Annotated in this window: 12 protein-coding genes; 4 read left to right on the plus strand and 8 right to left on the minus strand. The window is 64.2% G+C overall.

Annotated elements, in window-relative coordinates; translation table 11 throughout:
• Positions 1–2: 2 nt before the first annotated feature.
• Genes FDW84_RS15460 through FDW84_RS15470 form a run of 3 tightly spaced genes read right to left on the minus strand, consistent with a single transcriptional unit; the run spans position 3 to position 3,083 of the window.
• Positions 3–821: a carbohydrate ABC transporter permease gene (locus FDW84_RS15460; RefSeq protein ID WP_138610396.1), complete on the minus strand. Its 819-nt coding sequence runs from the start codon at positions 819–821 to the stop codon at positions 3–5.
• Positions 822–1,775, minus strand: coding sequence for a carbohydrate ABC transporter permease (locus FDW84_RS15465; protein ID WP_138610397.1), 954 nt, complete (start codon positions 1,773–1,775; stop codon positions 822–824). It lies immediately after the preceding gene.
• Between the two features lie 9 nt (positions 1,776–1,784).
• Positions 1,785–3,083 carry an extracellular solute-binding protein gene (locus FDW84_RS15470; protein ID WP_138610398.1) on the minus strand — a complete coding sequence of 433 codons (1,299 nt, stop codon included), beginning with the start codon at positions 3,081–3,083 and terminating at the stop codon, positions 1,785–1,787.
• A 133-nt stretch (positions 3,084–3,216) separates the two neighbouring features.
• On the opposite strand from FDW84_RS15470, the gene FDW84_RS15475 reads away from it, so the two are divergent.
• Both FDW84_RS15475 and FDW84_RS15480 read left to right on the plus strand, forming a co-directional pair.
• On the plus strand, positions 3,217–4,245 hold the full coding sequence (locus tag FDW84_RS15475; protein ID WP_138610431.1) for a LacI family DNA-binding transcriptional regulator: 1,029 nt from the start codon (positions 3,217–3,219) through the stop codon (positions 4,243–4,245).
• 32 nt (positions 4,246–4,277) lie between these two features.
• On the plus strand, positions 4,278–5,189 hold the full coding sequence (locus tag FDW84_RS15480) for an aldose-1-epimerase (protein WP_138610399.1): 912 nt from the start codon (positions 4,278–4,280) through the stop codon (positions 5,187–5,189).
• 82 nt (positions 5,190–5,271) lie between these two features.
• Here FDW84_RS15480 and FDW84_RS15485 read toward each other — a convergent pair whose 3' ends face one another.
• Entirely contained in the window at positions 5,272–6,438 is a 1,167-nt protein-coding gene (locus tag FDW84_RS15485; RefSeq protein WP_138610400.1) for an endo-1,4-beta-xylanase, read from the minus strand.
• Positions 6,439–6,624: 186 nt separating this feature from the next.
• On the opposite strand from FDW84_RS15485, the gene FDW84_RS15490 reads away from it, so the two are divergent.
• Positions 6,625–7,653 (plus strand): LacI family DNA-binding transcriptional regulator, encoded by a 1,029-nt coding sequence (locus tag FDW84_RS15490; protein ID WP_138610401.1) that lies wholly within the window; start codon positions 6,625–6,627, stop codon positions 7,651–7,653.
• A 217-nt stretch (positions 7,654–7,870) separates the two neighbouring features.
• The gene (locus FDW84_RS15495) at positions 7,871–8,602 is read left to right on the plus strand and encodes a polysaccharide deacetylase family protein (RefSeq protein ID WP_240721543.1); all 732 of its coding nucleotides are present in this window, start codon (positions 7,871–7,873) and stop codon (positions 8,600–8,602) included.
• 19 nt (positions 8,603–8,621) lie between these two features.
• Here FDW84_RS15495 and pabB read toward each other — a convergent pair whose 3' ends face one another.
• The 4 genes from pabB to FDW84_RS15515 form a co-directional block, all read right to left on the minus strand.
• Entirely contained in the window at positions 8,622–10,688 is a 2,067-nt protein-coding gene (pabB, locus tag FDW84_RS15500; RefSeq protein ID WP_138610403.1) for an aminodeoxychorismate synthase component I, read from the minus strand.
• The gene (locus FDW84_RS15505; RefSeq protein WP_138610404.1) at positions 10,685–11,248 is read right to left on the minus strand and encodes a low molecular weight protein-tyrosine-phosphatase; all 564 of its coding nucleotides are present in this window, start codon (positions 11,246–11,248) and stop codon (positions 10,685–10,687) included. The genes pabB and FDW84_RS15505 overlap by 4 nt, the downstream gene beginning before the upstream one ends.
• Before the next feature lie 122 nt (positions 11,249–11,370).
• Positions 11,371–11,994, minus strand: coding sequence for a LysE family transporter (locus tag FDW84_RS15510; RefSeq protein ID WP_138610405.1), 624 nt, complete (start codon positions 11,992–11,994; stop codon positions 11,371–11,373).
• A 62-nt stretch (positions 11,995–12,056) separates the two neighbouring features.
• A complete protein-coding gene (locus tag FDW84_RS15515) occupies positions 12,057–12,875 on the minus strand; it encodes a methyltransferase domain-containing protein (protein ID WP_138610406.1) in 819 nt (272 codons plus the stop codon).
• Between the last annotated feature and the right edge of the window lie 67 nt (positions 12,876–12,942).

The following is a 12,942-nucleotide window of genomic DNA, read 5'->3' on the forward strand; positions in this document are numbered from 1 at the left end:
GATTACTTTCCGCCAGCGCCCATGAGGCCCTGGACAAGTGCGCGGCGCGCGAAGAGGTAGACGAGGAGTACCGGCACCATGGACAGGGTTACCGCGGCCAGGAGGCCGGGGATGTTGATGCCGAATTGGGTCTGGAAGTTGAACAGGCCAAGCGTGACCACCCGGGTGGATTCGGATTGCGTCAGGATCAGTGGAAAGAGGAAGCCGTTCCAGGCCTGGAGCGCCGAGAACACGGCAATGGTGGACAGGCCGCCCTTGGACAGTGGCAGGACCAGGCGCAGGAAGGAACGGGCGGGGGTTGCGCCGTCCATTGCCATGGCTTCATAAAGCTCGGGCGTGATGTCCCGCATGGTCCCGCTGAGGATGATGGTGCAGATCGGCAGGGCGAAGGCCGCGGTGGGGAGGATGACGCCCAGGAGGTTGTCATAGAGGCCCACGGTGTTAATGAGGTAGAACACGGGAACGATGACGGCCTGGGCGGGGATGGCGAGGCCCAGAAGGAACAGCCGGAAGATGGCTGAAGCGGCGCGGCTCTGGCTCCGGACAATGGCGTAGCTCAGGGGCGGAACCAACAGCAGGACCAGCCCCACGACGCCGACCGTGACAATGACGGTGTTCAGGAAGTAAAGGCCAAAACCGCTGGTGACGGCATCCACGTAGTTTTGGAGGGTGAAGGTGGTGGGCAGGGACAGCGGCCCGTTGTCGCCGAACCCGGCGCGGGTTTGGAAAGTCGCGGAGAGCATCACGTACAGCGGAACCGCCACGATTGCCAGCCAGATGAAGGCTCCGATGCCGGCGAGGTAATTCGGACGTGTTTTCATTTAGAGCCCCTCCAGGGAACTGCGCATCTTGTCGTAACCCGAGAGGCGGACCACAGCGAAGGAGATAACCGTGGAGATGACCACGAGTACCAGCGCAATGGCGCTGCCAGTGCCGAAATCGAACCGCCGGAAGGCTTCCTGGTACATGTGGAAGGCGGTGATGGTGGTACCCGTCCCCGGGCCGCCATTGGTCAGGATGAGGACGGTTTCAAAGGTGGTCAGGCCGCCGACCACCATGAGGATCACGGAGGTGATGATGCTGTTCTTCAGCTGCGGCAGCGTGATGCTGAAGAACTGCCGGACGGTGCCGGCGCCGTCAATCGAGGCGGCCTGGTACAGGACGGGCGGGATCTGCCTGGCGGCACCCTGGTAGATGAGGGTGTGGAACGGCGTGAACTGCCACATGCCCACGAAGATCAGCACCGCGATGGCACCGGTCTGCGTGCCGAGGACATTGCCGTCTCCAAACAGCCAGGACATCTGGCCGGGAAGTCCGAAGTTGGGGTCCAGCAGTGCCCGCCACAGAACGGAAATGGCGGCTGAGGAGAGCAGGAGCGGAACGAAGTAGATGGCGCTGAGGATGGCGCGGTTCCTCTGGTTGCCGGCAGCCCAGACGCCGAGCAGGATGCTGAGCGGGGTCTGCGTGACGATGCCGAGCACAATGAACAGCAGGCTGAGCCAAAGGCTCTGGAGCATGACCGGGTCCTCGAACAGGGCTTCCCAGTTCTTGAGCCCGACAAACTTCGGGTCGCCCAGGCCGCTCCAGCTGGTGAAGGAGAGCACGGCCACCGCGAGGAGCGGGACCAGCGCGAAAAGTGCAAAGAAAATGCTGGCAGGAAGGGCCCAGACAAAGCCGGGGCGGCCCACGGAGGAGCCGCCCCGGCTCGCAGGGCGGCCCTTAGTGGGGCCGCCCTGGCGTGCCGGGCGCCTGCGTGGTGCAAGCGTCGTCGTCATAGTTGTTTCCTAGAGGCTCTGCATGGCCTTGATGAAGCCGTCTTCGTCAATCTGTCCGCTGAAGAACTGCGAGACGGCGGTGAGGATGGTGACAGTTGCTTCCGGCGGGTACGCCTGGTCCCACGAGAGCTGGAAGGAAGGCGCTTCCTTGACCAGGTTGAACTGGAACTTGGCGTATTCAGGATCCGCCGCCTTGTCGAGGAACTTCTCGGTGTTCGTTGTAGTGGGCAGGTTTCCGATGCCCACCTGTTCCTGCACGAACTGGTCCGAGTACATGAGCTTCAGGAAGTCGCGGACGGCTTCCGGGTAGCGCGTGTTCTTGTGCACGGAGTAGAAGTTGTTGGTGTTGCCCACCAGGTTGTCCTCGTTGCCGAGGCCGCCTTCAATCTTGGGGAACTCGCTGTAGCCCAGTACATCGGCGGCGAAGGCCGGATCACTGCTCTGCTGGGTGGAGTACTCCCAGGAGCCCATCAGCTCGAAGCCTGCCTTGCCGCTGGCGAGCAGGGCGGGCGAACCGCCGTCGGTGAACTTCACGGAGTCGAAGTTCGTGCCGAACGCTCCTGCGTCAACCAGTTCACGAAGCATGCCCAGGGCCTTGCGGCTTTCCTCCGACTCCCAGACGCTGGTGTCTCCCTCCAGAGCCTTCTTGAACAGCCCTTCACCGGCCACCCGGTCGTAGACGTACTCAACCCACATCAGGGTGGGCCAGCGGTCCGCGCCACCGAGCGCGATGGGGGTGATGCCCTTGTCCTTGAGGATCTTGACGTCCTCAAGGAGTTCCTCCCACGTTTCGGGAGGGTTGGCAATGCCCGCGTCGGCAAGAACCTTCGAGTTATTGAAGAGCATGACGGGCTGGGTTCCACGCATGGGGATGCCATAGGCCTTGTCGTCAATGACTGCGGTCTCAAAGACAGACGGCAGGAAGGCGTCCTTCAGCTGCGGATCCTCCTTGATGAAGTCATCGAGCGGGAGGAGCAGATCGGCGTCCACGAAGTTCTTGATGCTTCCGCCGCCCCAGTTGAAGAAGATATCGGGAGCTGTGGGCGTGTCGATGATGGTCTGGAGTTTGGACTGGTACTCGGCGCCCGGGATCTTGTCCAGGACAACCTTGACCTCAGATGTTGCATTAAACGTGTCGATGATCTTTTGCTCGACAGTGTTGCCGGCGTCGCCGTACATCGCGATGTGAATTTCATTTTCGGGCCGGCTGGCTGCGCCGTTCCCTCCTGAGCATCCGGCCATGGTCAGGCCGAGGGCCAAAGCCGCGCCGCCTGCAAGGCTGCGGGCCACCCATCCATGCTTGTTCATCCTTGAACGCCTCTCGAAAGTTTCGATGTCTAGATCGAAAGTTGTTTTACCGATCACAGTCTAGGTGTGCCGTGGGCCACGCGCAAGACTTCCGCTAAGTTGCGTTACATATATCGAAACTCTCGCTATCATGATGTCCATGACCAGCCCTGTTTCCCCTTCTGATACGCGCGTAACCTTGGCCCAACTGGCCGACGAAGCGGGCGTCTCCCTCTCCACCATTTCAAAGGTCCTCAACGGGCGGTCGGATGTTTCGCGAAAAACGCGAACGAAAGTTGAGGAGCTTTTGGAGGAGCACGGCTACAAAAGAAGGAATGCGTCCTCGAAATCCGCGCTCCTGGAGCTCGTCTTTCCCGAACTTGAAAGCGCCTGGGCGCTGGAGATCATCCGCGGCGTCGAAAATGTCGCCAAGGCCAACGGCCTGAGCGTCGTGCTGACGGAAAGCGGCACCCGGCAGGCCCCGGCTGCCGGCTGGGTGGAAGGTGTCATGGCGCGGCGCCCCGCCGGTGTAGTCCTGGTATTTTCCGACCTGCCGCTCGAGTACCGGCAGCAACTGGAGTCACGTTCCATTCCCTTCGCCATCATCGACCCGGCCGGCGACCCGGCCCCCGATGTTCCGTCAGTTGGCTCAGCCAACTGGGCGGGGGGAATGATGGCAACCCGGCACCTGATCGAACTGGGGCACCGGCGCATTGCCGCCATCTCCGGACCGGAAGACATGATGTGCTCGCTGGCACGGATCGACGGCTACAGCTCCGCTCTGAACGCCGCCGGCATTCCGCTGGACCGCTCGCTCATCAGGTACGGCGACTTCCAGGTTGACGGCGGCCGCGCGCACGCGCTTGAACTGCTGAAGATGAAGGACCGCCCCAGTGCTATCTTCGCGGGCAGCGACCTCCAGGCGCTCGGTGTGCTCGATGCGGCCCGCCAGCTGGGACTGTCCGTTCCGGATCAGCTGTCCATCGTCGGATACGACGACCTCCAGGTCGCACGCTGGTCCAGTCCTGCCTTGACCACCGTCCACCAGCCACTGATTGAGATGGCAGAGGAGGCGGCCCGGATGGTCCTCCGACTCAGGGAAGGCGAACGGCCCCAGAATCTGCGCCTCGACCTTGCAACATCGCTCGTTGTCCGGCAAAGCACCGCAGCACCCGCCAGCTGATGCCTACCAACACTTCTCCTGAAAGGAACCGGATGTCACCTATCGCCAACCCCAACGGTGAGCTCATCACCCTCCACGCGGGCGACTATGCGGCAACAGTCACCACTGTGGGCGCGGGGCTGCAGCACCTTTCGTACCAGGGCAAGGACTTAGTGCTTCCCTTCCCGGCCCGTGAGCTGCCCCCGGCATATGCGGGAAAGACGCTCATGCCGTGGCCGAACCGCGTGGCGGGCGGCGCCTACGCCTTCGGCGGGCAGTCCTATGAACTGCCCGTCAACGAGGCAGCCACCGGCAGTGCCCTGCATGGGCTTGCACTGTGGAGCGAGTGGCTGGTGGAGCAGCGCTCTGCGGCCTCCGTGACCCTGACGCACCTCCTGCGCGGCGAACCCGGTTATCCCTTCCAGCTTGCCTTCTCAGCGTCCTACGTGCTGGACGCTGCGACAGGGCTGGGGGTTGAGCTCAAGGCCCGAAATTGCGGCACGGCGCCGGCACCCTATGGCTGCGGCTCCCACCCCTACGTCACGGTAGGAGGCGAGGATATTTCCAACTGCGAATTGGGCTTCCGGGCAGGCAAGGTTCTCCTGACGGACGAGAAGCTGCGGCCTGCCGGACTCCTTGACAGCCAGGGGACAGACTTTGATTTTTCGGCAGCACGGAAGATCGCCTCCCAGTCCCTGGACCACGCCTTCACCGATCTTCCCGAGGGGGAGTGGGACGTCACCCTGCGCAACCCTGGCTTGAAGCTTTCAGCCGTGCTGCGGTCGGCCACTGCTCAGGCGCCTTGGCTACAGCTCTACTCGGGCGAGCTGCGCGGCCGAAAAGGATTGGCTGTGGAGCCGATGAGCTGCCCGCCTGATGCCTTTAATTCCGGGCAGGACCTGGTCGTCCTGGAGCCCGGCCAGTCACACGCCCTTGAATACCGCATCCACGCGCTGGAGGGATAAGGAAACTCGCACCGGAGGGATAAGGAAAACGGCCCGGAACATATCGTTCCGGGCCGTTTCTTTGCTTCTAGGTTCCGTGCGTCTACCGCTGGTAGGCCGGGTGCTGGCTGTAGCGCTTTTCCCCACCCGGGTTTGCCGCGGCAAGGGTGGACTGCAGCGCGTAGTAGGAGGGCTTGCGGGTGTAGTCCTCCCACATCACCGTTGCCTCACCTTCTCCGCCGAAGAAGACAGGGACCCAGGAGTACTTGTCGTTGAAGCCCCAGATGGTGAAGGACTTGCATCCCTCAATGTTCAGGCATGCGTCCAGGGCCCGCTGGTAGTAGCTCGCCTGCTTGGCCAGCTGCTCGTCCGTGGGCTTGGTTCCGGCGGGAACGTCCATGCGGACGTCGATCTCAGTGACGGCCGTTTCCAGGCCAAGGTCCTCGAAGCGCTGGAGGTTTGCCTGCAGGTCCCCGGGGAAACCATAGCGGGTGCTCAGGTGGCCCTGGACGGCGAAGCCGTCGACCTTCACGCCCTGTGCCAGGAGCTTCGAAATGAGGTTGACGTAGGCGGTGCTCTTGGGGTTGATGCTTTCCACGCCATAGTCGTTGAAGAAGAGCTTGGCGCTGGGGTCCGCTTCGTGGGCCCAGTGGAAGGCATCGGCGATGATTTCAGGCCCGAGTTCCCGGATCCAGATGTTGTCTGTGGTGCGCAGCGTGCCGTCGCCATTGAAGATCTCGTTGGCCACATCCCACTGCTGGATCTTGCCGGCGTACCGTCCCACCACGGTAGTGATGTGGTCCTTCAGGATGGAGCGGAGTTCCTCCTTGCTGAAATTGCCCTGTTCCAGCCAGGCGGGGTTCTGGCTGTGCCAGAACAGCGTGTGGCCGCGCACCACCTGTCCATGCTGCTGCGCGAATTCCACGATGGCGTCCATCTCCGCGAACCGGTACTGGTCCCTCTGCGGGTGGATGAACTCCCACTTCGCCTGGTTTTCAGGGGAAACGGAGTTGAACTCCGCTGCCAGCACTTCGCGGTACTGGGCGTCAGAAGTGAAGGGGTTGGCATAGGGCATTGTGTCGTGGTGTCCGCCGCCGGCAACTGCAGTGCCGATCCGGACATCCTTGGGTGCGGCCCAGCGCAGGGTGTCCTGCTTGGCAAGGCCGGGGGGCTGCGGCTTGTCATCCTTGCCTGCCATCGCGGGCAAGGCCGTTGGAAGGACAAAGGTCGACGCCAGCACAGCGGCGGCAACTAGTTTGGCAACCTTCATGAAGAGCTCTCCTTTGAGGTACTGAGTAGATCGGCGATTAGACCGAGAAGCAGTTTCCGGAAGTTTCCGGAAGTAGCGTGCTTGTAGATTAGGAATATTCCGGGCCACACGTCAAGGGTTTCGACAAAACGAGATCCGCCTATGACGGCGGGAAGGCCTATACTTGCAGCGGACCAGGAGGAATGCGTGCAGGAAAGTCACCGCCCGGCAGTCACGATTTCGGCCATTGCCGCCGAGGCGGGGGTGTCTGTGCCCACTGTTTCCCGCGTGCTTAACGGGCGCGGTGACGTTGCCCCACGGACCCGCGAACGCGTGGAAATGCTGCTCAGGAATTACGGCTATCAGCGGCGGGGAGTACGTCCAGAGGCGCGGTCCGGCCTCATCGACCTCGTGTTTAACGACCTCGACAGTCCTTGGGCCGTGGAGATCATCCGCGGCGTGGAGGAAGCCGCCAATGAGGCGGGTGTTTCCATGGTGGTGTCCGCTATCCACCGCCAGACCAGCCCCACCTCAACCCGGCAGTGGCTCGACAACGTCAGCGCCAGGGCCAGCGACGGGGCAATCCTGGTGACCACCGACCTCGATTCCTTCCTGCGCGCGGAACTTCAGCGCCTTCAGGTACCTGCGGTAGTTGTTGACCCGGCCGGCGTGCCGGACCTCGATGTACCGACGATCGGCGCCACCAACTGGACGGGAGCGGTGGGCGCGACAGAGCACCTGACCGCGGCGGGCCACCGCCGCATTGGGTTTGTCGCCGGCGCGCCTGGACTCTGGTGCAGTCGGGCAAGGCTGGACGGCTACCGGGCGGGCCTGGATGCGGCGGGTATTGCTTTCGATCCAGCGCTGGTCTTGGAGGGCGACTTCGACTACCAGTCCGGATTCCGCGCCGGCTGCAGCCTGCTTGAGTTGCCCGAGCCGCCCTCTGCGGTCTTCGCCGCCAGCGACCAAATGGCCCTCGGAGTGTACGAAGCGGTCCGCAAGAAGGGCCTCCGGGTGCCCGAGGACGTCAGCGTCGTGGGGTTCGACGATCTTCCTGAGGCCCGCTGGGCTTCGCCTCCCCTCACCACCGTCCGGCAGCCGTTGGCCGAGATGGGCAAACTCGCCGCCCGTACCGTACTTCGGATGCTCCAGGGCGAAGGCCCCGAGAGTCCCCGGGTGGAACTGGCCACCCGGCTGCTGGTCCGGGAGAGCACTGCCGCACCGGCAAGGCACTAGTCCTGCCCCCAGCCCCTCTCTGAAACAAAGCCATCGTTTCCCGGCCGGACCCTTGACGGTGCCCGCGCGGGACTCTACGCTGAGCTGGTTCCGGAAATTACCGGAAGTTTGACGTGATTCTCGTAAGCCCTGCTGACGCCTTCGCGCGCCTCTTCGGAAAGCGGGCGCCGGGACCAGGAGTCGCGGGGCGGGGATCATGATGACAGAAAGGAAAGCAATGAAGCTACCGATTCGCCGCCCAGTTTCCCTCCGTAAGGCAGCCTTCCCGCTTGCAGCGGCAGTTCTCGCCCTGGCTGCTTCTGTTCCCGGGGGACTCGCCGGGGCAACGGCAGCACAGGCGGACGAGGCAACTTCCGCGATTGTCGACTCCACCCGCCACGACGGAAAATACACCAGTCTTACCTTTGACGACGGCCCGCACCCCGTGACCACCCCCAAGCTGCTGGAAGTCCTGGAGAAGCACCACGTCAAGGCGACGTTCTGCCTTTGGGGCGACCATGTGAAGCAGCACCCGGACATCGTGCGGCAGATCGCCGCCGCAGGCCACCTGCTGTGCAACCACACCATGCACCACGACAACATGGCGGCATGGAGCGCCGAGGCCATCAGGGCGGACCTGCTGGAAACCAGCGCAGCCATCCGGGAAGCCGTGCCGGATGCGAAGATCGGCTATTTCCGTGCCCCGTACGGCAGTTGGGGGCAAACACCGGAAGTGGCCGCGGAATTGGGGATGCAGCCGCTCGGCTGGCAGCTGACCATCAGTGACTGGGAGCCGCCCGGAACGCAGGAACTGGTCCGGCGGCTGCGTGAAGGCATCCGGCCCGGCGGGGTTGTGCTGCTGCACGATGGCGGCGGTGACAGAACGCAGACCGTGGAAGCCGTTGATGAGGTTATCCCGCAGCTCAAGGCCGAAGGGTGGAAGTTCGACAGGCCTGCCCGGCGCGGCTGACCGTGAAACTGCAGCTTTCCTAATGCTCCGGGAACTCCGCGCCGAGCGTTGAGAGGACGCCGAATGCCTTGGTCCGGATTTCCTCGTATTCCTCGTCCGGGACGGAATCGGACGTGATGGCGCCGCCGATGCCGAGGGTCAGCTCGGCGGTGCCGTCACCTTCCGCGCTGATTACCAGGGTCCGGATTGCGACGGCAAGGTCCGTGGCCCCGTTCAGGGAGAAATAGCCGATGGCGCCGGAGTAGACGCCGCGCGCCCCGCCCTCCAGCCGGTCCAAAATCGCCATGGTGCTGATTTTGGGTGCTCCGGTCATCGAGCCGGCAGGGAAGCAGGCAGCCACCGCCTCGGCCCGCGATGATCCCGGCAGCAGCCGGGCGTCAATGGTGCTGACCATCTGGTGCACGGTGGCGTAGCTCTCGATGGCGCACAGCCTGCTCACGGTGACCGAGCCGGGGACAGCGAAGTGGCTGAGGTCATTCCGCAGCAGATCGACGATCATGATGTTCTCTGCCCGGTCCTTCAGCGAGGTAGCGAGGTCCTCCCGCAGCTTCCGGTCCTCGTCCGGATCGCCGGCCCGGCGGCGGGTGCCCTTGATGGGCTCGGCGCGCATGCCGCCGTCGCGCGCTATCTTCAGGAACCGCTCCGGTGAGGTGCTGGCGACGGTGAGCCCGCCAAGTTTCAGGTAGCTGGCGAAGGGAGCGGGATTCCTGCCGCGCAGCGCGAGGTAGGTGCCCCACGGGTCCAGCGCGTCCACCGGTGCGCGTGCCGACAGGGTGGTGGTCAGGCAAACCTCGTAGGAGTTGCCTTCCGCAATGTCATGCTGGGCGGCCGCAACCTTTGCCAGATACCCCTCCCGGCTGTCCCGGCTGCGGAAGGATGGCGCCGCAGGAAGTACGACGCCGGTGCTGCCGCCGCCCGCCGCCGCCGGTTCCGCGGTTGCCACGGCCTCACGCGCGTCAGCCAACCACTCGTCCGCATCCGGAGCGTCAAGAGCCAGGAGCCAGGCAGTTCCTTCCTTGTGGTCCAGGACCACTGCCCTGGCGGCGAAGATCAGGGCGGCGTCCGGCGTGCTTGAGAAAAGGTCGGTACCGCCGGTTTCGCGCTTGAGTTCGTAGCCCAGGCAACCCAGCCAGCCCAGCGCGAAGTCGCCGGAATACCCTTCAGGATTGTCGACGGAGCGGGCGCCCCAGACGGTGCCGAGCCAGCGGAAGAAAGGTCCTTCCACCGTGGCGGTTGCGCAGCCGACACGGACGAGGCTGCGGCCCCGATGGTGGGTTACCGACTGGCCGAGGGCGCCGCCGTCGTCCGCCATGATGCTGAAGCGGCTGCGCTCCGAGGCGCCGGATGCCGCTGCTCCGGACTGGTGCGCCCCGGTTGTGTCCGCGTTCGAGGAGTCCAGCCAGACGGCATTGGCCGAGCCGGCATACAGGGCATGGAACAGCTTGGCGGAATCCGGCCGCCCCTCCAGCCGCTCCGACAGCAGGCGGATCCCGTAGCGGGATGAGAGCTCCGGCGCCAGGGCAGGTGCCAGCCGCGGGAGGTAGGGGAGGACCTGGAGTATGTCGCCGGGTGCAGAACCGTCGGCCGGGTTCTGCACCCGGAGGTCGGCGTGGCGGGGAACGTCATCACCTGCGAGCCACTCCTCCTCCTGTGATGCCCACTGGTCCCAGTACGGCTCGTAGGTTGCACCATCGCGCTGAAGCGCCCTGGTCCTGCGCACGTCCTCCGGGGCTTCCGCCCAGATGACAGCGCTCAGTAACGGCCGCGCATCGGCGGCGGCGGCGCCTACGCCCTCCACGATGACGATCTCGGCGGGCAGCGTCACCCGGGCATCGCCGTCGTAATGCCTTTCCCAGTCCCAGCTGACCCATGCTGCGGCCTCACCGCGGCTCAGCGGCGTCAGTACCGTTGAGACGTAGCGTTCGATGCCGGGCGCCAACCCGTTCCAGCCTGGGTAGATATCCTCCAGATGAAACAGCGACACCTTGTGGTGGACGCGCAGCCGGGCTGCAAGTTCGACGGCAAGAGTGGTCTTCCCAGCGCCGGAACGTCCGTCAATAGCGATGATGACGGGGGCTGGGCTCATGCAGTAGAGCGTACCGTTTTCAGTAAGCCTGCCGCTGAAGTTGCAGGGCTCCCCAGCAGGGCTGCCTTGATGTGGTCCACAATTCCAGGCAGGGCTGCATGGATCTGGTGCCAGACGGCGTCAAAGTCCGCATGCCCGCCATACCAGGGATCCTCGATGCCCTGGTCCAGGGGATCGCGGCCGGCCATGGCGGGGTCAAAGCTGCGGAGCATGCGGATCTTCTCCAGGGATTCCTGGTCGGGCGCCGCTTCGCTCAGCCAGGCGTAGTGGTCGATGTCCAGTGCAAGGATCAGGTCCCGCTCCTGGAACCATTCCCGAACCCATTCGCGGGCGACGTGCCGGTCCGACACAAGCTGGGTCAGGGCGAGCCTGCGGGCCGCTCTGGGATCGATGGGCCTGCCGGCCTCATACCCCGTGGTTCCGGCCGAGTCCACCGTCACCAGGCCGTCGAGACCTTCCCGCTCCAGGGCCGCCGTCAGCATGAGTTCGGCCATGGGGGACCGGCAGATGTTACCTGTGCAGACGGCGATGACGCGGTATGGGCTCGTCGTTGAGTTCATGGAACTAAGCATGAGCGCTAACAGCCTGATTGGCTAGAGGGGCATTCATAAAAGTTGACTGACTTGTAAAGAAGCATGACTTGCTTGGAAATGGGTAGGTAACAACGTCGGGACCTGTCCGGTCAGTGCATGAAGGCGAGCAGGATGCCGACTGCGATAAAGAGCACCCCAAAGACTTTGCTGAGGACCAGCTGGCCCTGTTCCGTACGGGTGAACCGCTGGAACGAACGGGCTGCCGCCGCGAAGAAGAACCACATCACCAGGATGTCGATTGCCACGATTGTTGCCGTCAGCACCGCGTACTGCGGCAGGAGCGGCTGCTCGGGTCGGATGAACTGGGGCATGAAGGCGAGGAAGAAGACGATGGCCTTGGGGTTTAGCAGGTTCACCCATAGCCCGCGCCGGAAGATGGACCAGGCCGGCTCGTTGCGGAGGACCGCAGCCTGCTTTTCCTCGACGTTGGGCCTGCTGAGGAACTGCCTGATGCCCAGGTACACGAGATAGGCCGCACCGGCGTAGCGGATCGCGTTGAACGCAACCGGCGAGCTGGCCACGAGCACGCCGACTCCCAGGGCCACGATCACCACATGGATCACGAGGGCTGCCTGCTGGCCGAGGATTCCCCAGATGGAGCGGCGGAAGCCCGCGTTCAGGGAATTGCTCATGGTGTTGATGGCTCCGGCGCCTGGGGTGAAACTGATCAGCGCGCCGGCGCCCGCGAGGGCCAGCCAAAGGGAAAATTGCACCCAACAATCCTACGCGTGCCCGCCCTTGCGATATGGCGTGCCGCCTGAATGGCTCCCGCAACTCAGGCCCTGGCGATGACCTCACCATTCGGGATCAGGAACCAGCCGTCTTCCGTGGAGCCCCAGCGGTGCCAGCCGGCGGAGATGCGGGCGAGGTCCGCGGGGTTGGCGAAGCCGTATTCCAGCGCCTGCTCCGCGAAGGCCGAATGCAGTACGCGCTCGCCCCACACCCGCGCCTGCCAGCGGCGCTGCTGGCCAGTGGCATAGAGCCAGTTGCTGCTGCTGGGGGCGACGTCGTTGAACCCCGCCGCCTGCGCCCAGCTGACCAGCCGCCGCCCGGCGTCGGGCTCCGCCCCGTTGCGGCGTGCGATCCGCTGGTATAGCTCCATCCATTCGTCCAGCTCGGGAATGGCGGGATACCAGCTCATGCCGTGGAAGTCGGCGTCCCGGACGGCAACAATGCCGCCTGGCTTGGCCACCCGCCGCATCTCACGCAGCGCTTCAACCGGATCTGTGAGGTGCTGGAGCACCTGGTGGGCGTGAACCACGTCGAAGGTATCGTCCCCGAAGTCCAGGTCGTAGATATTGCCGGCGACGAACTCAACGTTGGGCACCTCGCGCTCGACCGCCAGTGCCTGTGCCTGGGCGATGATGTCCGGAGACCGGTCCAGCCCTGTCACTTTGCCCGGAGCTACGAGGCCGGCGAAGTCGCACGTGATGGTGCCTGGTCCGCAGCCGACGTCAAGCACGCTTGTTCCCGGCGCGAGGTGCGGCAGGACAAAAGCTGCCGAGTTCTCGGCGGTCCTGGCCGCATGGGCGCGTACCACGGATTCGTGATGGCCGTGGGTATAAACGTCGTCTTCAGGCTGCTGCGCACTCATAACCAAACGCTACCCCCAATCAGGGCCGCCCTAACTGTCATTGCCGGGCGCCAAGGCGGCGGTCAGC

Source organism: Pseudarthrobacter sp. NamE5, from assembly GCF_005796225.1.
GTDB lineage: Bacteria > Actinomycetota > Actinomycetes > Actinomycetales > Micrococcaceae > Arthrobacter.